Annotated in this window: 16 protein-coding genes; 10 read left to right on the forward strand and 6 right to left on the reverse strand. The window is 65.9% G+C overall.

Features of this window, described 5'->3' with window-relative positions; genetic code table 11:
* Positions 1-122 precede the first annotated feature (122 nt).
* The 3 genes from prfB to OKW44_RS36740 all read right to left on the reverse strand — a co-directional run bounded on the left by prfB (position 123) and on the right by OKW44_RS36740 (position 4,169).
* Positions 123-1,227, reverse strand: a protein-coding gene (gene prfB, locus OKW44_RS36730) for a peptide chain release factor 2 (RefSeq protein WP_113061858.1) whose coding sequence is annotated in 2 segments (ribosomal slippage) — positions 123-1,145 and positions 1,147-1,227 — 1,104 coding nt in all. Because the reading frame shifts where the segments join, the coding sequence is not laid out codon by codon here.
* Positions 1,228-1,336: 109 nt separating this feature from the next.
* Complete coding sequence (gene recJ / locus OKW44_RS36735) at positions 1,337-3,043, reverse strand: single-stranded-DNA-specific exonuclease RecJ (protein WP_018417533.1); 1,707 nt, start codon at positions 3,041-3,043, stop codon at positions 1,337-1,339.
* 16 nt (positions 3,044-3,059) lie between these two features.
* A complete protein-coding gene (locus OKW44_RS36740; protein ID WP_018417534.1) occupies positions 3,060-4,169 on the reverse strand; it encodes a hypothetical protein in 1,110 nt (369 codons plus the stop codon).
* A 306-nt stretch (positions 4,170-4,475) separates the two neighbouring features.
* Between OKW44_RS36740 and OKW44_RS36745 the strand changes: the two genes are divergently transcribed.
* The 9 genes from OKW44_RS36745 to ftsB all read left to right on the forward strand — a co-directional run bounded on the left by OKW44_RS36745 (position 4,476) and on the right by ftsB (position 15,710).
* A complete protein-coding gene (locus OKW44_RS36745) occupies positions 4,476-5,729 on the forward strand; it encodes a lipoprotein-releasing ABC transporter permease subunit (protein WP_018417535.1) in 1,254 nt (417 codons plus the stop codon).
* Positions 5,722-6,477 (forward strand): lipoprotein-releasing ABC transporter ATP-binding protein LolD, encoded by a 756-nt coding sequence (gene lolD, locus OKW44_RS36750; protein ID WP_026225296.1) that lies wholly within the window; start codon positions 5,722-5,724, stop codon positions 6,475-6,477. The genes OKW44_RS36745 and lolD overlap by 8 nt, the downstream gene beginning before the upstream one ends.
* Before the next feature lie 97 nt (positions 6,478-6,574).
* Entirely contained in the window at positions 6,575-7,363 is a 789-nt protein-coding gene (locus tag OKW44_RS36755) for a TatD family hydrolase (protein ID WP_018417537.1), read from the forward strand.
* A gap of 115 nt (positions 7,364-7,478) precedes the next feature.
* A complete protein-coding gene (locus OKW44_RS36760) occupies positions 7,479-10,136 on the forward strand; it encodes a DNA internalization-related competence protein ComEC/Rec2 (protein ID WP_018417538.1) in 2,658 nt (885 codons plus the stop codon).
* A gap of 116 nt (positions 10,137-10,252) precedes the next feature.
* Positions 10,253-11,056, forward strand: a complete 804-nt coding sequence (locus OKW44_RS36765) for an alpha/beta fold hydrolase (protein ID WP_018417540.1) — start codon at positions 10,253-10,255, stop codon at positions 11,054-11,056.
* Positions 11,057-11,196: 140 nt separating this feature from the next.
* On the forward strand, positions 11,197-12,858 hold the full coding sequence (gene pyrG / locus OKW44_RS36770) for a CTP synthase (protein ID WP_018417541.1): 1,662 nt from the start codon (positions 11,197-11,199) through the stop codon (positions 12,856-12,858).
* Positions 12,855-13,709 carry a 3-deoxy-8-phosphooctulonate synthase gene (gene kdsA, locus OKW44_RS36775; protein ID WP_018417542.1) on the forward strand — a complete coding sequence of 285 codons (855 nt, stop codon included), beginning with the start codon at positions 12,855-12,857 and terminating at the stop codon, positions 13,707-13,709. The genes pyrG and kdsA overlap by 4 nt, the downstream gene beginning before the upstream one ends.
* A 165-nt stretch (positions 13,710-13,874) precedes the next feature.
* Positions 13,875-15,158 (forward strand): phosphopyruvate hydratase, encoded by a 1,284-nt coding sequence (gene eno, locus OKW44_RS36780; protein WP_018417543.1) that lies wholly within the window; start codon positions 13,875-13,877, stop codon positions 15,156-15,158.
* Positions 15,159-15,272: 114 nt separating this feature from the next.
* Complete coding sequence (ftsB, locus tag OKW44_RS36785) at positions 15,273-15,710, forward strand: cell division protein FtsB (protein WP_018417544.1); 438 nt, start codon at positions 15,273-15,275, stop codon at positions 15,708-15,710.
* Positions 15,711-15,804: 94 nt separating this feature from the next.
* Here ftsB and OKW44_RS36790 read toward each other — a convergent pair whose 3' ends face one another.
* From OKW44_RS36790 to OKW44_RS36800, 3 genes are all read right to left on the reverse strand, one after another.
* Positions 15,805-16,167 (reverse strand): hypothetical protein, encoded by a 363-nt coding sequence (locus tag OKW44_RS36790; RefSeq protein WP_018417545.1) that lies wholly within the window; start codon positions 16,165-16,167, stop codon positions 15,805-15,807.
* Positions 16,168-16,366: 199 nt separating this feature from the next.
* Positions 16,367-17,317, reverse strand: a complete 951-nt coding sequence (hslO, locus tag OKW44_RS36795; RefSeq protein ID WP_018417546.1) for an Hsp33 family molecular chaperone HslO — start codon at positions 17,315-17,317, stop codon at positions 16,367-16,369.
* A 63-nt stretch (positions 17,318-17,380) separates the two neighbouring features.
* Positions 17,381-17,905 carry a gamma carbonic anhydrase family protein gene (locus OKW44_RS36800; RefSeq protein ID WP_018417547.1) on the reverse strand — a complete coding sequence of 175 codons (525 nt, stop codon included), beginning with the start codon at positions 17,903-17,905 and terminating at the stop codon, positions 17,381-17,383.
* Between the two features lie 281 nt (positions 17,906-18,186).
* On the opposite strand from OKW44_RS36800, the gene OKW44_RS36805 reads away from it, so the two are divergent.
* The gene (locus OKW44_RS36805) at positions 18,187-19,092 is read left to right on the forward strand and encodes a ferritin-like domain-containing protein (protein ID WP_051103743.1); all 906 of its coding nucleotides are present in this window, start codon (positions 18,187-18,189) and stop codon (positions 19,090-19,092) included.
* Positions 19,093-19,102: the final 10 nt, after the last annotated feature.

Raw genomic sequence — 19,102 nt, forward strand, 5'->3', positions numbered from 1 at the left:
AGTCAGTGTAAAAACCTCAGGCGGTACGGGAAAAACGGCGAACAAATAGCGCGGAAGCAACGCAAAAGCAGCAACGAAGAAGGCGCGGTCCCGATCGGTGAACGGGGCCGCGCCGTGCGCGCCTAGACGCCCTGTTTCAGGCTCGCGCTGATGAACGGATCGAGGTCACCGTCGAGCACGCTCTTCGTGTTGCTGATTTCGACGTTGGTGCGCAGATCCTTGATGCGGCTGTTGTCGAGCACGTACGAACGGATCTGATGGCCCCAACCCACATCGGTCTTGCCGGCTTCCAGCTTGTCCTGCTCGGCCTGACGCTTGCGGATTTCCGCTTCATACAGGCGCGATTTCAGCATCGCCATTGCTTCGGCGCGGTTGCGGTGCTGCGAGCGGTCGTTCTGGCATTGCACGACGATGCCCGACGGCATGTGCGTGATACGCACCGCCGAGTCGGTCTTGTTGATGTGCTGACCGCCCGCTCCAGAAGCACGGTACGTGTCGATGCGCAGATCGGCCGGGTTGATGTCGACTTCGATCGAGTCGTCGATTTCCGGGTACACGAATACCGACGAGAACGACGTGTGACGACCGCCCGACGAGTCGAACGGTGACTTGCGCACGAGCCGGTGCACGCCGGTTTCGGTACGCAGGAAGCCGTACGCGTATTCGCCTTCGATCTTGATCGTCGCGTTCTTGATGCCGGCGACGTCGCCTTCGGTCTGCTCGAGCACTTCGGTCTTGAAGCCCTTGCGTTCGCAATAACGCAAATACTGGCGCAGCAGCATCGACGCCCAGTCGCATGCTTCGGTACCGCCCGCGCCGGCCTGGATGTCGAGAAAGGCGTTGTTGGGGTCGGCCGGGTTCGCGAACATCCGGCGGAATTCCATGTCGGCGACGCGCGCCTCGATGGCCTGGGCGTCACCCTCGCAGGCGAGCAGCGTGTCGTCGTCGGCTTCTTCGCGTGCCATCTCGAACAGGTCTTGCGCGTCGCGCACGTCGTTCGTGATCGACGTGAGCTTGCCGACAGTGTCGTCGAGCAGCTTCTTTTCTTTACCGAGTGCCTGGGCGTGCTTCGAGTCGTTCCAGACGTCCGGGTCTTCGAGTTCCCGGTTGACTTCGATTAGACGCAGTGCTTTGTCGTCGTAGTCAAAGATACCCCCGTAGGTCGTCCGCGCGCTTGCGCAGGTCGGCCAGAGAGGCTTCGATCGCGTTGAGACGTTCCGCTTCCATGTCGATCTTCTATTCTGCGTAAAAAGCAGAAATTATAGCCGATCGGCACGCCGCGCCGGAGCCTCGCGGGCGATCCAGCGCGTGTTCGCGATTGATTTTGCGGGAGATTTCAGCTCACCGCGTGCTCGACGATCAGTTGCACGCGCGACACACCGTTCCATGTATCGCTTGCGAGCCGGTAGGCGACGGTCGTGCGCGCGGGTAGCGTGTCGGTGTGATTGAACCAGATCGCGTTGAAGCGCTGGCGGCCGCGCAGAAGTTGCAGCTTCAGGTGCTTGTCCTTCACCAACGCCTGCGAGGCGACCTCGAATTCGCCGGAGAACACCGGCGCCGGAAAACCCTGGCCCCAGACGGCCGCGTCGAGCATTTCGACGAATTGCGGCGTGAAGTACGCGTCTTCGAGCTCGCCGTCGGTTTCGATCGTGCGCGCGAGCGCCTGCGCGGACAGCCACTCGCGGCCGACCGCCTCGAACGCGGCGGTGAAGCGCGGCACGTCGGCGGCGGCGATCGTCAGGCCCGCGGCCATCGCGTGGCCGCCGAATTTGACGATCAGGTCCGGCTCGCGCTTCGAGATCAGATCGAGCGCGTCGCGCAGATGGAAGCCCGCGATCGAGCGGCCAGAGCCCTTGACGAGCACGCCGGTATCGTCGGCCGGCGCGAACGTGAACGACGGGCGGTGGAACTTCTCTTTCAGCCGTCCCGCGACGATGCCGATCACGCCCTGATGCCAGCCCGGATTGAACAACGTGATCGTGGTCGCGCCGTCGGGATCGACCGTCGACAGGTCGTCCAGCGCCTGCTGCTGCATGCCGGCCTCGATTTCGCGGCGCTCGCGGTTCATCGTGTCGAGTTGCTGCGCGAGTTCCCAGGCGCGGCCGACGTCGTCGGTGGTCAGGCATTCGATGCCGAGCGACATGTCCGACAGCCGACCCGCCGCGTTCAGGCGCGGTCCCAGCGCGAAGCCGAGGTCGAAGCCGGAGGCGTTGCGCGCATCGCGCGCGGCGGCCCGAAACAGCGCGGCGATGCCCGGCTGCATGCGACCCTTGCGGATGCGCTGCAGACCTTGCGCCACCAGCACGCGGTTGTTGCCGTCGAGTTTGACGACATCGGCGACGGTGCCGAGTGCGACCAGATCGAGCAGGCCGTCGAGGCGCGGCTCGGGCAGCGCGTCGCCGAACGCCCCACGGCGGCGCAGTTCGGCGCGCAGCGCGAGCAGCACGTAGAACATCACGCCGACTCCGGCGAGGCACTTGCTCGGGAACGTGCAGCCCGGCTGGTTCGGATTGACGATTGCGCGCGCGGCGGGCAGGTCGTCGCCGGGCAGGTGGTGGTCGGTGACGAGCACGTCGATGCCGAGCGCGTTGGCTGCCGCGACGCCGTCGACGCTCGCGATGCCGTTGTCGACGGTGATCAGCAGATCGGGCTTGCCGGCCGCACTGCGTGTCGCGAGCTCGACGATGTCCGGCGTGAGCCCGTAGCCGTGCTCCATGCGGTTCGGCACCAGGTAGTCGATGCGCGCGCCGAACATGCGCAGCCCGCGCACCGCGACCGCGCAGGCTGTCGCGCCGTCACAGTCGTAGTCGGCGACGACCAGCATGCGGCGCTGCTGCTGGAGCGCGTCGGCGAGCAGCGCGGCGGCCGCGTCGCAGCCCTTCAGTTCGGCGGGCGGCACGAGCCGCGCGAGGCCGGTTTCGACGTCCTCGGGCAGGCACACGCCGCGCGATGCGTACAGGCGCGCGAGCACCGGATGCAGGCCGCAGCGGGTCAGCACTTCGGCGTCGACGGGGGAGCAGGGGCGCGTAACGATTCGGGTCATGCGGAAGGGCCGTGGATCATTCGATGAAAAGCGAGGCCAGCACGCGCCGCCGCCAGAATTTGCGGAGATCGCCGCGCGTGACCGTCAGCGTCACCGAGCCGGTGTCGCCGCACAGCGTGAGGCCGAGCTCGGCGAGTTCGCCCGACTGCAGTGCCGCGAGCGCAGGCGCGAACCAGTCGGTCTGCAGCGCGGCGAATGCCTGGTTCCAGCGCGCCCAGTCCTGTTCGATGTAGGGCGCGGAGAAGGGGTCGAGTTCGACGAGCGTTGCGCCGCTGCCGTTGGTGGTACCGCGCAGCGCCGCGGCCAGTTCGCGATACGACGCCGGCGGCGCGCCTGTCGCGACCCCCGCGCTGAGCGCGAGACCGCGCGTTGCGGCGGCATCGGACAGCACCTGCGCGAACGGACTGCGCACGTTCCGCGCGGCGCCTTGCGCATGAAACCAGATCGAGTTGACGGCCGGCAGCCCGCGCGCCTCCCGCGCTTCGTTCACCGGATGCTCGAACCACGCCATCTGCACTTCGTTCTGCAGCTTCATCCACGCGCGAGAGCGTTCGCCGGAATGCGCTTCGTGCGGCAACCAGATCTCGATGTTGCGGCCGCTCGCGCGCAACGGCGACGCGCCCGCGAGCGAGCCGAAAGCGTCGCTCGACAGATACCAGCGGATTGGCTTGGGCGCCTCGATGCGCACGCCGAGTTCCTCGATCAGCGGACGCGCGAGCGCGAGCAGCGTGCTCGCTTCGTCGTCCGACAGATTGAGCGACGCCGGGTCGATCAGCACCAGGTGGTCGTGCGCGATGCGCACGTGTACCGGCTGCACGCAGGCCCACGTCGCGTTGCCGGGTTCGCCGCCGTCGGCGCGCAGCATGTAGGGCGCGAGCGGGGCTTCGTCGGCGGCGGCCGAGGCGCCGCCGGGCAGCGCGCCGAATTGTCGCGCGACCCAGCGCTCGTGCGGCAGCGTGCGCTGAAAATCCTCGCCGATCACGCGTTCGATCAGCGTCGCGCGCGCGATCAGCCTGTCGAGAGCGGGACACTGGATGTCGTGAAGCGCGGTGGAGGCGTCGGCCGCGGCAGGCAGCGCGAAGGGCAGCAGAAGATGGAGGCGGTCGGCAGGCATGATGCTGCGCATTGTAGGGCAAACGGTGCGAGTATTTCGACGAAGCGGGGCCGGTTTGTCGATGGCGCGGCCGAGGCACGTCCTTTGCGCGAGCCGGCGGCATTGTGTGGCAAACTTCGCGCTTGATCGCTGGACCCGGCAGGGTGGCGCATCGCGGCGCCGCGGCTCTATGCGCCGGCAGAGCTGCGCAGCGGCCGGGCGAGCGAGGAACGATCCGCGCCGCCGCGAGCCCAACGATCACGACGCTCGGGCCGCACGGCGGACGCTCGATGTCCACCGGTCCCGACATACAGTCGAAGAACGCACAAAAGGATTCGCTTGAAATTTCCCTACGAATGGCAGATTGGCTGGCGCTACACACGCGCCGGCAAACGCACGACCGGTAACGGCTTCATCTCGTTCATCGCGCTGGTGTCGATGTCGGGCATCGCGCTTGGCGTCGCGGCGCTGATCGTGGTGTTGTCGGTGATGAACGGCTTTCAGAAAGAGGTGCGCGACCGCATGCTGTCGGTGCTCGCGCACGTCGAGATCTTTTCGCCGACCGGTTCGATGCCCGACTGGCAACTGACCGCGAAGGAAGCGCGCCAGAACAAGGAGGTGATCGGCGCGGCTCCGTACGTCGAGGCCCAGGCGCTGCTCACGCGCCAGGATGCGGTGAGCGGCGTCGCGTTGCGCGGCATCGAGCCGACGCTCGAGCCTGAAGTGTCCGACATCGGCAAGGAAATGAAGGGCGGCAAGCTGGCCGACCTCGTGCCCGGCGGCTTCGGCATCGTGCTCGGCGCCGATCTGGCGGCCAATCTCGGCGTGCAGCTGAACGACAAGATCACGCTCGTCGCGCCCGAAGGCACGATCACGCCGGCCGGCATGCTGCCGCGCCTGAAGCAGTTCACGGTGGTCGGCATCTTCGAGTCGGGTCATTACGAATACGACAGCACGCTCGCGCTGATCAACATCAAGGACGCACAGGCGCTGTTCCGGCTGCCCGCGCCGACCGGCGTGCGGCTGCGCCTCACCGACATGCAGCGCGCGCCGGAAGTCGCGCATCAGCTCGCGCGCACGCTGTCGGGCGATCTGTACATCCGCGACTGGACCCAGCAGAACAAGACCTGGTTCTCGGCGGTGCAGATCGAGAAGCGCATGATGTTCATCATCCTGACGCTGATCATTGCGGTGGCCGCGTTCAATCTTGTGTCGTCGCTGGTGATGACGGTGACCAACAAGCAGGCCGACATCGCGATCCTGCGCACGCTCGGCGCGCAGCCCGGCTCGATCATGAAGATCTTCGTCGTGCAGGGCGTGACGATCGGCTTCATCGGCACGGCGACCGGCGTCGCGCTCGGCTGCCTGATCGCGTGGAGCATTCCGTGGCTCGTGCCGATGATCGAGCATCTGCTCGGCGTGCAATTCCTGCCGCCGTCGGTGTACTTCATCAGCGAGCTGCCGTCGGAGCTGGTTCCGGCGGACGTCGCGCGCATCGGCATGATCGCGTTCGTGCTGTCGGCGCTCGCGACGCTCTATCCGAGCTGGCGCGGCGCGAAGGTCCGTCCGGCGGAGGCGCTGCGCTATGAATGACCGCCTCGCCCATCCCTCAACCGATTCATCCATGACCGCTCAGGACTCCGCGTCGCATCCGCTCGTGCTCGAAGCCACTGGCATTTCCAAATCGTTCGTGCAGGGCGGGCTGAACGTGCAGGTGCTCAACAATGCGCAACTCGCCGTGCGGCGCGGCGAGAAGCTCGCGATCGTCGGCGCGTCGGGCTCCGGCAAGAGCACGCTGCTGCACGTGCTCGGCGGTCTCGACGATCCGAGCGCGGGCCACGTGTCGGTGCTCGGCAAGCCGTTCACGAAGCTCTCCGAGCGCGAGCGCAACGATCTGCGCAATCGCGCGCTCGGTTTCGTGTATCAGTTTCACCATCTGCTGCCGGAGTTTTCCGCGCTCGATAACGTCGCGATGCCGCTGCGGATTCGTCGCGAGACGACCGAAGTCGCGCGCCGCGAGGCCATGGCGGTGCTGGAGCGCGTCGGCATGGGGAATCGCGCGAAGCATCGACCAGGCGAGCTGTCGGGCGGCGAGCGTCAGCGTGTCGCGATCGCGCGTGCGCTCGTCACGAAGCCCGCCTGCGTGCTCGCCGACGAGCCGACCGGTAACCTTGACGGCGGCACCGCCGACACGGTCTTCAACCTGATGCTCGAACTGTCGCGCACGCTCGAGACGAGCTTCGTGATCGTCACGCACGACCCGGAGCTGGCGGGCCGCTGTGATCGCATCATGCGGTTGCGCGACGGCGTCCTGCACGAAGAGCCGCCGGTGCCAGTCTGAGTGCGGGCCGGCACGGTCGTGGCGGGTCGCGGATGACTGACCGCCACGCGGACCGCCGGGCCGCCTTCGGTCCGTCCTCTTGCCAGCGAGATAACCCATGTGGATCGATACGCATTGCCATCTCGACGCTTCGGAATTCGACCCCGACCGTGATGCGGTTGCGGCGTCCGCGCGCCATGCGGGGGTGTCGCGCATCGTGATTCCTGCGATCGGGCGACAGAACTTCGCGGCGGTGCGCGAGCTCGCGCATCGCGTCGACGGCGGCGCGTATGCGCTCGGCATTCATCCGCTGCTCACGCCGCACGCCGTCGATGCCGACCTCGACCTGCTGCGCATGGAGATCGAGGCGAGTCTCGACGATCCGCGCTTCGTCGGCATCGGCGAGATCGGGCTCGACTATTTCGTCGACGGTCTCGACGATGCGCGCCAGCAGTTTTTCTACAACGGCCAGTTGCAGCTCGCGCGCGAATTCGATTTGCCGGTCATCTGCCATGTGCGCAAATCGCAGGATCAGGTGATCAAAGGGCTGCGCCGGCATCAGATTCATCGCGGCATCGCGCACGCGTTCAATGGCAGTTTCCAGCAGGCGCAGGCGTACATCGATCAGGGCATGCATCTTGGATTCGGCGGCAACCTGACGTTCGAGCGCGCCCGGCAGATCCGGCGACTCGCCGAACAGCTGCCGTTCGATGCGCTGGTCGTCGAGACCGACGCGCCGGATATAGCGCCGTCATGGATGTACAGACAGCGCAATTCACCCGAGCAGATTCCGGCGATCGGCGCGAGCCTCGCGCGACTGCGCGGTGTCACTTCCGACGCAGCCGCCCTTGGCACAACGGCTAACGCGCTCGCCGCGCTGCCGCGACTCGCGCTTTCCTCTGCATAATCGATTCCGTTGATCGAAAGGGTTCGCGTCGGGCGATCCCCACGCCCGGCGGGCTCGCTGCTGCCCGTTCGCTGGCGCGGTGACGACGCCCGGCGCCAGCGGATACGGAGGGCGGATGCGGGCGGTCTGGTGCGGGTTGGCGTTGGGCGTGGTCTGGCTGCAGCGACAGGCGGTGTTGCCGGATACAGGCGGATGGTGCGCGTTGATACTGGTCGGCTGCACGGCGGCCGGCGTTGCGGTGTGGGGTTTGCGTGGCGGCGGAGCGGCTGCGGCGGGTGTGACAGGTGCGACCGGTGCGGCCAGTGCGGCCGGTGTGGCGCTCCAGCGCGAATACGAGCGGGGCTTCTCGCACCGGTTCGCTAGCCGCGTATGGCGCGACGCTCGGATGCGGCGGGTGGCCGGTTGGGGCGCGGTGTGGTGCGCGGCGATCTGCGTCGGCTTCGGCTACGCGGCGGTGCGCGCGCAAGCGCGGCTCGCGGTGAGCCTGCCGCACGAGTGGGAAGGGCGCGATATCGAGGTGGTCGGCACGATCAAGGGATTGCCGACGCGTGACGACAAAGGCGCGCGCTTCCTGTTCGACGTCGATACGAACGGTGCGCGGCTCGCCGCTTTCCCGCGCGTGATCCAGCTAGCCTGGATCGCACGCAACGCCGCGGCGCCGCGGCTCGAACCGGGCGAACGCTGGCGTCTGACCGTGCGCCTGAAGCGCCCGCACGGCAACGCGAATTTCGGCGTGCGCGATGCAGAGGCGAGTCTGCTCGCGCGCAACGTCCGCGCGACCGGCTATGTGAGCGTGCCGGACCATGCGCGGCGCCTGACCGGTCACGCGCGCGGGCTCCCCGTGCTGGTCGACCGCTGGCGCGACGGGTTGCGTGCGCGTATCGACACGGTGCTTGCCGATGCGCCGCATCGCGGCGTCGTCGTCGCGCTCGCGATCGGCGCGCAGGACGAAGTGAGCCCCGCCGACCGGCAATTGATGCGCGGCACCGGCACGAGTCATCTGGTGGCGATTTCGGGCTTGCATATCGGCCTGGTCGCGGGGCTGACCGGCTGGCTCGCGGCAGCAATCTGGCGACGTTCGGGGTGGCTCGGCCACAACTGGCCGCTACGCTTGCCCGCGCAGTTCGTCGGCGTGACGGCCGGTGCGATGTTCGCCACACTGCATGCCGCGCTCGCGGGATTCAACGTGCCAGCGCAACGCGCGCTGTGGATGGCCGCGCTCGTCGCGCTGGCGTTCGTCGGCGGCCGGCAGCTAGCGCGCTCCACTGTGCTCGCGTGGGCGCTCGGGCTCGTGCTGCTGGTCGATCCGTGGGCGGTCGTGTCGGCCGGATTCTGGCTGTCGTTTTGCGCAGTCGGCGCGATCCTGTTCGCGATGTCGGGGCGGCCGCGCGTGCGGGGTCCACTGGCGTCCCATCATCATGAAGACGAGGAGGGCAGCGCGGCGGGTCCCGTATCGATCCGGCGTCTGCGCGTACTCGCCGAACGATTGCGCAGCGCCGCTCACGCGCAATTTGCGGTGACGGTCGCGCTGGCGCCGCTGACCGCCTACTGGTTCGCGCAAATTCCGCTCGCCGGTCCGCTCGCGAACGCATTCGCGATTCCCTGGGTGAGCCTGCTCGTCACGCCGACGGTGCTCGCGGGCGTCGCATTGCCCGCGCCGCTCGATGCGTTCGCGTGGCGCGCCGCGCACACGCTGCTCGATGGTCTCGCGGCCGGCCTGCAACTGGCGTCGGGACCGCGCTGGACGCTGTGGTGGCTGCCGCAGCCGCATGCGTGGGCGCTGGCCGCGGCGGCGCTCGGTGTGCTGTGGTGTCTCGCGCCACGCGGCTGGCCACTGCGCTGGGCGGCGCCGCTGTCGTGGCTGCCGCTACTGATGCCCAGCGCAAGCGGCGCACTCGCCGAGCCATCAGGCGCGTTCCGTCTGACTGCGCTCGATGTCGGGCAGGGCTCGTCGGTGCTCGTGCAGACCGCGCATCACGCGTTGCTGTTCGATGCGGGTCCCGGTCCGGAATCGAGCCACGCTGGCGAGCGCGTGGTGGTGCCGTTCCTGCAGGCGCAAGGCGTGACGACGCTCGATACGCTGATGATCAGTCACGCAGATTCGGATCATGCGGGCGGCGCGCCTGCCGTTTTCGATGCGATCGAGGTGCGTCAGCTGGTGGCTGCTCTGGAGCCGGACAATCCGCTGTGGCCGAAGGCAAAACAGCATGGCACGCAGACGCTGCCGTGCGTGGCGGGACAGCGCTGGCAGTGGGATGGTGTTGAGTTCGCCGTGCTGTGGCCTGACGTCGGGGCACTCACGGGCAAGGCGAACGAGCATTGCTGCGTGTTGAGGGTCAGCACGTTGCCGGCCACCAACGCAAGCCGGGCGGCGGCGTTGGTCGGTGCGAACGCGCCGCGTTTCACGGCCCTGCTGACCGCCGACATCCAAGCGCCGACCGAACGCGCGCTGCTCGCGCGCGATCCCGCTATGCTGCGCGCACAAGTGTTGATGGTGCCGCATCATGGCAGCAAGACGTCGTCGACCGAGCCGTTCCTCGACTCTGTCGATCCGTCCATCGCGTTATTTCAGGTAGGCTACGAGAATCGCTTCCATCATCCGAATGCGGGCGTGTTCGCGCGCTACGCTGCGCGTCATATCGAACTCGGGCGCAGCGATCGCGATGGCGCCGTGAGGGTCGACGTCGATCCGGGCGCGCGCGGTGAGGAGGGCGCCGCGCTCACGCTCGAGCGCTATCGGGACACGCAGCGCCGCTACTGGATGGAGCCATGAGCGCGTCGCGGCCCGATGAGCGCAACAGCGCAGACAACAGGCTCAAGCAGGGGTATAAGCAGCGGCACAGGCAAAGCACCGCCCACGCGTAAAAAACACAACGGAGATCGCCGCAGTTGAAAAACATCATCCATTTCTCGCATGCGAACGGCTTTCCGGCCTCGACTTACCGGACGATCTTCGCCGAACTCTCCGACGACTACGACGTGCGCTCGATCGAGCGGATCGGCCATGATCCGCGCTTTCCGGTCACGCAGGACTGGCCCCATCTGGTCGAGCAACTGCTCGACGACATCGCCCGCAAGTACGAGCAGCCGGTGTGGCTCGTCGGGCATTCGCTCGGCGGTTATCTGTCGCTGATGGCGGCGCTGAAAAAGCCGCAGTGGGTGAGAGGCGTCGTGATGCTCGACTCGCCGGTGATCGCCGGCTGGCGCAGCAGCATGCTGCGCGTGTCGCAATGGACCGGGCTCGACGAGCGGCTGTCGCCCGCCGCCGCGACGCGCAAGCGGCGCACGCAATGGACGAGCCGCGACGAAGCATGGCGGCACTTCCATTCGAAGCCCGCGTTCGCCCGCTGGGACGAGCGCATGCTGTCCGACTACATCGACTTCGGCATTCCGCAGAGTTCGCCCGACGGCACCCGGGTGCTCGCGTTCGATCGTCGCACCGAATACCAGATCTACCGGACGCTGCCGCATACGCTCGGCGCGCGGCTCGCGCGCGGCGCGCCGGTGCCGGTCGGCTTCATCGCCGGGACACACTCGAAGGAAATCCGCCAGGCCGGGCTCGACGCGACGCGACGCGCGACCGGCGGACATATCGAGTGGATCGAGGGCAGCCATCTGTATCCGATGGAAAGGCCGATCGAAACCGCGCGCGCAGTGCAACGCATGCTGCGTGAACTGGAGCGAACCGCCTGACGTTGCGCGCGCGAAGCGGGCCCCAAACCTCTGCTCCAGCTGCCACGCGAGGCGGCATCGGCACGCGTGGGTCGGCCGTTTTTTGCTGGGTCGGGACCATCCTTTACGGTATAATCCGTTTTTCCCGCGAGCATCCAGCGATGACCAAATATGTTTTCGTCACCGGCGGCGTAGTATCTTCCCTCGGCAAGGGTATTGCCGCCGCTTCCCTCGCCGCGATCCTCGAATCGCGCGGTCTTAAAGTCACCCTCCTCAAACTCGATCCCTACATCAACGTCGACCCCGGCACGATGAGCCCGTTTCAGCACGGCGAAGTGTTCGTGACGGAAGACGGAGCGGAAACCGACCTCGACCTTGGCCACTACGAGCGCTTCATCAGCACGAAGATGCGCAAGGCCAACAACTTCACCACGGGCCAGATTTACGAGTCGGTAATCCGCAAGGAACGCCGCGGCGATTATCTCGGCAAGACCGTGCAGGTCATCCCGCACATCACGAACGAAATCCAGGCATTCGTCGAGCGCGGCGCAGCGTCTGCGACGTGCGGCGAGCCGGATGTCGCGATCGTCGAAGTGGGTGGCACGGTGGGTGACATCGAATCGCTGCCGTTCCTCGAAGCCGCGCGCCAGATGAGCCTGCGCCTCGGCCGCAACAGCGCGTGCTTCGTGCACCTGACGCTGGTGCCCTGGGTCGCCACGGCCGGCGAACTCAAAACCAAGCCCACCCAGCACAGCGTGCAGAAGCTGCGCGAAATCGGTATCTTGCCGCACGTGCTGCTGTGCCGTGCCGACCGCCGCATTCCGGACGACGAGCGCGCGAAGATCTCGCTGTTCTCGAACGTGCCCGAAGACGCGGTGATTTCCGTGTGGGACGCGGACAGCATCTACAAGATTCCGCAGATGCTGCACGACCAGGGTCTCGACGCGATCATCTGCGAAGAGCTCAGGCTCACGCCGAAGGCGGCGGACCTGTCCATGTGGTCTGACCTCGTCGAGAAGCTGCAGAACCCGAAGCACGACGTGACGATCGGCATGGTCGGCAAGTACGTCGATCTGACCGAGTCGTACAAGTCGCTGATCGAAGCGCTGCGTCATGCGTCGATGCATACGTCGACGCGCGTGAATATCGAGTACATCGACTCCGAAGAAATCGAAACGCAAGGCGTCGGGAGCCTCAAGCATCTCGACGCGGTGCTCGTGCCGGGCGGCTTCGGCCGTCGCGGCACCGAAGGCAAGATCGCCGCGATCCGTTATGCGCGCGAAGCGAAGGTGCCGTATCTCGGCATCTGCCTCGGCATGCAGCTCGCCGTGATCGAATTCGCCCGCGACGTCGTCGGCCTGAAGGACGCGAACAGCACCGAATTCGATCAGGAAACGAAGAACCGCGTGGTCGCGCTGATCACCGAGTGGTACGACCGCGAAGGCCGCGTCGAGAAGCGTACCGAAGAGTCGGATCTCGGCGGCACGATGCGCCTCGGCTCGCAGCGCTGCCCGATCAAGCCCGGCACGCTCGCCGAAGAGATTTACGGCACCGATGTGAACGAACGCCACCGTCACCGTTATGAGGTGAATAACCGTTTCGTGCCCCAACTCGAAGGCGGTGGCCTCATCATTAGCGCCCGTACCCCGAGCGAGGATTTGCCGGAAATGATGGAGCTGCCGCGCAGCATGCACCCGTGGTTCGTCGGCGTCCAGTTCCACCCTGAATTCACGTCTACGCCGCGTGACGGTCATCCGCTGTTCAAGTCGTTCGTCGAAGCGGCGCTCGCGCATCAGCAGTCGAGGGTCGAGGAGAAAGCATGAAACTGGGCGATTTCGACATCGGGCTCGACAAGCCGTTCTTCCTGATCGCCGGTACCTGTGTCGTCGAATCCGAACAGATGACGATCGACACGGCCGGCCGCCTGAAGGAAATCTGCGCGAAGCTGAACATTCCGTTCATCTACAAATCGTCGTACGACAAGGCCAATCGCAGCAGCGGCAAGTCGTTTCGCGGTCTGGGCATGGACGAAGGTTTGCGCATCCTGTCGGAAGTGAAGCGCCAGCTCGGTCTGCCGGTGCTGACCGACGTGCACGCCGAACACGAGATCGAGCAGGTGGCGTCGGTCGTCGACGTGCTGCAAACGCCCGCGTTCCTGTGCCGTCAGACCGACTTCATCCACGCGTGCGCGCGCTCGGGCAAGCCAGTCAACATCAAGAAGGGCCAGTTTCTCGCGCCGCACGACATGAAGAACGTGATCGACAAGGCGCGCGACGCCGCGCGTGAAGCGGGTCTGTCCGAAGACCGCTTCATGGCGTGCGAGCGCGGCGTGTCGTTCGGCTATAACAACCTCGTGTCGGACATGCGTTCGCTCGCGATCATGCGCGAGACCCACGCGCCGGTCGTGTTCGACGCGACGCATTCGGTGCAGTTGCCGGGCGGTCAGGGCACGAGCTCGGGCGGCCAGCGCGAATTCGTGCCGGTGCTCGCGCGCGCCGCGGTCGCGGTCGGCGTCGCCGGTCTGTTCATGGAAACGCACCCGAACCCGGCGCAAGCGAAGTCGGACGGGCCGAACGCGGTGCCGCTCAATCGCATGGCCGACCTGCTCGAGACGCTCGTCACGCTCGACCGGGCCGTCAAGCGCGGGCCGTTCCTCGAAAGCGATTTCAACTGATTCAGGTGTGCGCCGCGTGTCACGATTGCCCTCGACAATCAAGCCGCGGCGTTTTCGCATAGTGGTCGTCGAACGTATCGGCGCGCGAGTTGTCTGTCGGGGAGACCGGCAGGTGCGCGATGCAAGGTCACAGTAAAGAATTCAACGTCATCCTTTGAGGAAACCATGAGTGCTATCGTAGACATCATCGGTCGAGAGATTCTCGATTCGCGAGGCAACCCCACCGTCGAATGCGACGTGCTGCTCGAGTCGGGCACGATGGGGCGCGCAGCCGTGCCGTCGGGCGCGTCGACCGGCTCGCGCGAAGCGATCGAACTGCGCGACGGCGAAGCCGGCCGCTACGGCGGCAAGGGTGTGCTGAAGGCCGTCGAGCACATCAACACTGAAATCTCCGAAGCGATCATGGGTCTCGACGCTTCCGAGCAGGCATTCCTCGACAAGACGCTGCTCGAGCTCGACGGCACCGACAACAAGTCGCGCCTCGGCGCGAACGCGATGCTGGCCGTGTCGATGGCCGTCGCGAAGGCCGCGGCTGAAGAAGCCGGCCTTCCGCTGTACCGCTACTTCGGCGGCTCGGGCGCGATGCAATTGCCGGTGCCGATGATGAACATCGTCAACGGCGGCGCGCACGCGAACAATAGCCTGGACATCCAGGAATTCATGATCGTGCCGGTCAGCCAGCCGAGCTTCCGCGAAGCACTGCGCTGCGGCGCCGAAGTGTTCCACGCGCTGAAGAAGATCCTGTCGGATCGTGGCATGAGCACGGCAGTCGGCGACGAGGGCGGCTTCGCGCCGAACTTCGGCAGCAACGAGGAATGTCTGTCCACCATTTTGCAAGCCATCGAGAAAGCAGGCTATCGCGCCGGTGAAGACGTGCTGCTCGCGCTCGATTGTGCGGCGAGCGAGTTCTACCACGACGGCAAATACCAGCTCGCGGGCGAAGGCCTGCAGCTGTCGTCGACGGAATTCGCGGACTACCTCGCGAACCTCGCCGACAAGTTCCCGATCGTGTCGATCGAAGACGGCATGCATGAGGGCGACTGGGAAGGTTGGAAGACCCTGACCGACAAGCTCGGCAACAAGGTCCAGCTGGTCGGCGACGACCTGTTCGTGACGAACACGCGCATCCTGAAGGAAGGCATCGAGAAGGGCATCGCGAACTCGATCCTGATCAAGATCAACCAGATCGGCACGCTGACGGAAACCTTCGCGGCGATCGAAATGGCCAAGCGCGCGGGCTACACGGCGGTGATTTCGCACCGTTCGGGCGAAACCGAAGACTCGACGATCGCGGACATCGCCGTCGGTCTGAACGCCGGCCAGATCAAGACAGGTTCGCTGTCGCGTTCCGACCGCATCTCGAAGTACAACCAGCTGCTGCGTATCGAGGAAGATCTCGGCGATATCGCGAGCTATCCGGGCAAGTCGGCCTTCTACAATCTGCGCTAAGCGGCCTTCGCCAAATTGTTCACACCGATCGATGAGCCGGTTATCCTTCGTTTCTGATTGACCTCGCCGCCCTGCGTATAGCGCAGGGCGGCGCGTATTTATTGTGCTTACTTCATGCGGCTTGTCACTGCTGTCCTGATCGTTCTGCTGGCGTTGATCCAGTACCCGCTCTGGTGGGGGCACGGCGGCTGGCTGCGCGTGCATGAGTTGCAGGGACAACTCGCGCAGCAACTGCAGAAGAATGCCGACGCGAAGCTGCGCATCGAGCGCATCCAGGGCGAAGTGCAGGACCTGCAGAATGGCACGGCCGCGGTCGAAGAGCGGGCGCGCTACGAAATGGGCATGGTCAAGGACGGCGAAGTGTTCGTTCAGTTCGTGTCGCCGAACCAGCCGTTGCCGTTGGCGAATACCACGTCGGTGAATACCTCGACGCGCGGTGAGGTGTCGGCCGCGCCGCTGCATGTGGTACCGAATCCGGAGTCGCGCGCGAAGCCGGATCGCAAGCATGGCGGGAAGGCAGCGGCTGCGAAGGAGAAGAAGCCGGTGCACTGAGGTTCGATATTCGCATCGGCCTCGCAGGAAGGCACAAAAAAAGCGCGGTTCATTTTGAACCGCGCTTTTTTGTTTTTATGCTGCCGTGTTCGGCCTACCAGCCCCAATACGGCCCGAACCCGACGCCGATCCCGGTTCCCCAGCCACGTCCCCAGCCGCCGCTCGAGAAGCCCGCGGAAAACCTCACGGGCGGCGAACGCGAGTAATAGCGCGACCAGGCTTGCGCGGCGGCGGCGTCGGCCATCGTCTGATTCTGTTCGAACATGACCTGTTGCTCGATCGCGTCATAGCGCGCGCGTTCCTCCGGTGTCAGCGTCTGCTGATGGCTGATGGCTTCGGCCTGATCGGGCGGCAGACGGCTCAGAATCGGCGCTGGGCCAGGCGGATCGATCGAGCAGCCGGCCAGCACCGCGCTGCCCGTGAGGATGGCGAGGATCAACGAAAGCATGTGCTTCATGGTCGAATCTCCATCGGTCCGATGGCTCGAGCAAGCGCCTTCCAACGCACAGCGCCGCATCCTTCCAGAGTATCAACACCGCGCTCAAAAGCAACGCGCCGCCCGAGCCGTGACGAGGCATGGGGCGGCGCGGTCAGGACTAGCGTTGAAGAGCGCGATCAGTTCACGGGCACGTATTCCGCTTCGGCGAAAGCGCGGTCTAGTGCCGCTGCGCGGCCGCTGGCGTCACACCTTGTGAGAGTCCGCCGGTCACGAAAAGTTGCGCGACGTCGACCGGGTCGAACTCGTAGCGCTGATTACAAAACTCGCAGTGAATCTCGACGTGGCCGCGTTCCTCGATCACGCCGTCGACTTCATCGCGGCCAAGCATCTTCAGCATCGCGCCGACTTTTTCGCGCGAGCACGTGCATTCGAAGCGCGCGGTAACCGGCTCGAAATGCTGGACGTTTTCCTGCCAGAACAGGCGTCGGAACACCGTCTCAGGTTCTTCCTTCAGCAGTTCGTCCTGCGACAGCGTGCCGCCGAGCGTGCACACGCGTTCCCACGTATCCGCGTCGAGCTCGCCCGGATGCGGGACGATGCCGCCGTCGCCCGGCAGCTTCTGCAGCAGCATGCCGACCGCGCACTCGGTGTTCGCTGCGAGCCACATGCGCGTGTCGAGCTGCTCGGAGTGATGCATATAGTGCTCGAGCACCTCGGCGATCGACTTCAGCGGTCCGTTCACGCCCGACAGCGGCACGATACTCTGGTACGGCTGCTGGCCGGGCTGTTTGTCGGTCGGGTCGAGCGTGATCACGCAGCGGCCATGGCCGCTCGCGTTCACCAGATCGATGAGCGAGGTCGTGTCGTCGATCGTATGGGCGGCTTCGCCGGACAGCTTCGCGGTGGCGCGCATCGTCAGATTCGAGCTGCACTGCACGACCAGCATCTTGACGGGGCCATCGCCGAAAATCTGCATGACGAGCGTGCCGTCGAACTTCAGGTTCGCCGACAGCAGCGCGCACGCGGCCATCATTTCGCCCAGAATCGTTCGCACGGGCGCCGGATAATCGCGGCGCGTCAGCACGTCCTGCCAGGTATTGCGCAGGGAAACGATCTCGCCGCGCACCGGCGCCGCGCTGAACATGAATTTTTGCAACTGGTCGCTCACAACTTTTCCTCGCTGGAATGACGCGGCATGACGCCGCGCCTTTGCGCACCGCGCGCCGGCCGTCTAGCCGATGCGTACGAGCTGCGCCTTGAAATACTCGCGGCGCCCGGCATAGCTTGCCGCGCCGCGCTGCATGTTGGCGATATCCGCTTCCGTCAGTTCGCGCACCGCCTTCGCGGGCGCGCCAAGGATCAGCGTATTGTCGGGAAAAACCTTGCCCTCGGTGACGATGGCGCCCGCTCCGACCAGACAGTTGCGGCCGATCACCGCGCCATTTAAGACCACCGCCTGAATTCCGATCAACGCACCTTCCTTGATCGTGCAGCCGTGCAGCATCGCCTGATGGCCGATCGTCACGTTCGACTCGACCTTCAGCGGATAGCCGGGGTCGGTGTGCAGCACCGCGCTTTCCTGCACGTTGCTGCCGGCGCCGATCGTGATCGGCTCATTGTCGCCGCGCAGTGTCGCGCCGAACCACACGCTCGCGTTCTCCTCGAGCGTTACGTTGCCGATGATGTTCGCCGAATCCGCGACAAACACGCTTTCATGAATGATCGGGGCGGCTTCGCCCAGCTTGTAAATCGTCACAACGTCTCCTTGTTGGTCAGAGCCGGGCCTTCGGTGACTCCGATCCTGTGCACGGTGATGGTCTGATCGGTTGCCACGCACGGGCAGGGCGGCGTGCACCCGGCGCGGTGCGAAGCTGGCGGTCTTGCGTCGCCAACTGACGGGCGTGCCCGAAAGCGCGCGCCGGATGGTCGAATCGAGTATTGTAAACGGTTGTGTGCTTGAGCCGCTTGGCCGCTCGCGCGCGGCTCAGCCGCCGTCTGTCCGCCGTCTTTACCGCTTCCATCGCCGATCCGTTTGTCATGACGTCCGCCGCTTCGCCCGTCTCTGTCGCTTCTCCCGCGTCGAATTCTCACGACGAGCCGCCGTGCGCGCGCCGCGCCGCGCTCGCGGCGTTGCGCGAGCGGCATCCGGCCGCGAAGGCCGCGGCGGCCCGCGAGCTGTACGCTGCGGTACTCGACGGTCGCGCGCTCTGTGACTCCGGCCTCGATCTCGCCGAGCCCGCTGGCCTGCCGGGCCGCCCCGAACGGCCCGACCTGGTCGAACCGCGCCAACTCGGTCGACGCAGCATGCAGTCGCCGCAGGGCCGCGCGGTGTTGCTCCACGCCCTCGCGCACATCGAGTTCAATGCGATCAATCTGGCGCTCGACGCCGTCTGGCGTTTCCCCGGTATGCCCGCCGGGTTCTATACCGACTGGCTCAAGGTCGCCGCCGAAGAGGCGTATCACTACTCGCTGCTCGCCGCGCGTCTCGCCGAATATGGCCACGCGTACGGCGACTTCCCGGCGCACGGCGGCCTATGGGACATGTGCGAGCGCACCCGTGGCGACGTGCTCGCGCGCATGGCGCTCGTGCCGCGTACGCTCGAAGCGCGCGGCCTCGACGCGTCGCCGCCGATCCGCGCGCGTCTGCAGCAGGCCGGCGATCACGCGTCGGCGGCGATTCTCGACGTGATCCTGCGCGATGAAATCGGCCACGTGCTGATCGGCAACCGCTGGTTTCGTCACCTGTGCGAAGCGGACGGTCTCGATCCGCACCACACCTATCTGCGTCTCGCCGACCAGTATCACGCGCCGAAACTGCGTGGCCCATTCAATTTCGAAGCGCGCCGCGACGCTGGTTTCGACGATGCCGAACTCGCCGCGCTCGCGAGTCAGGATGCACAGCAAGCCATGCAGGCAACGGACGACCGAGCATCGCGTCAATAAACCGTTACCG

Source organism: Paraburkholderia lebeckiae, from assembly GCF_050436325.1.
GTDB lineage: Bacteria > Pseudomonadota > Gammaproteobacteria > Burkholderiales > Burkholderiaceae > Paraburkholderia > Paraburkholderia tuberum.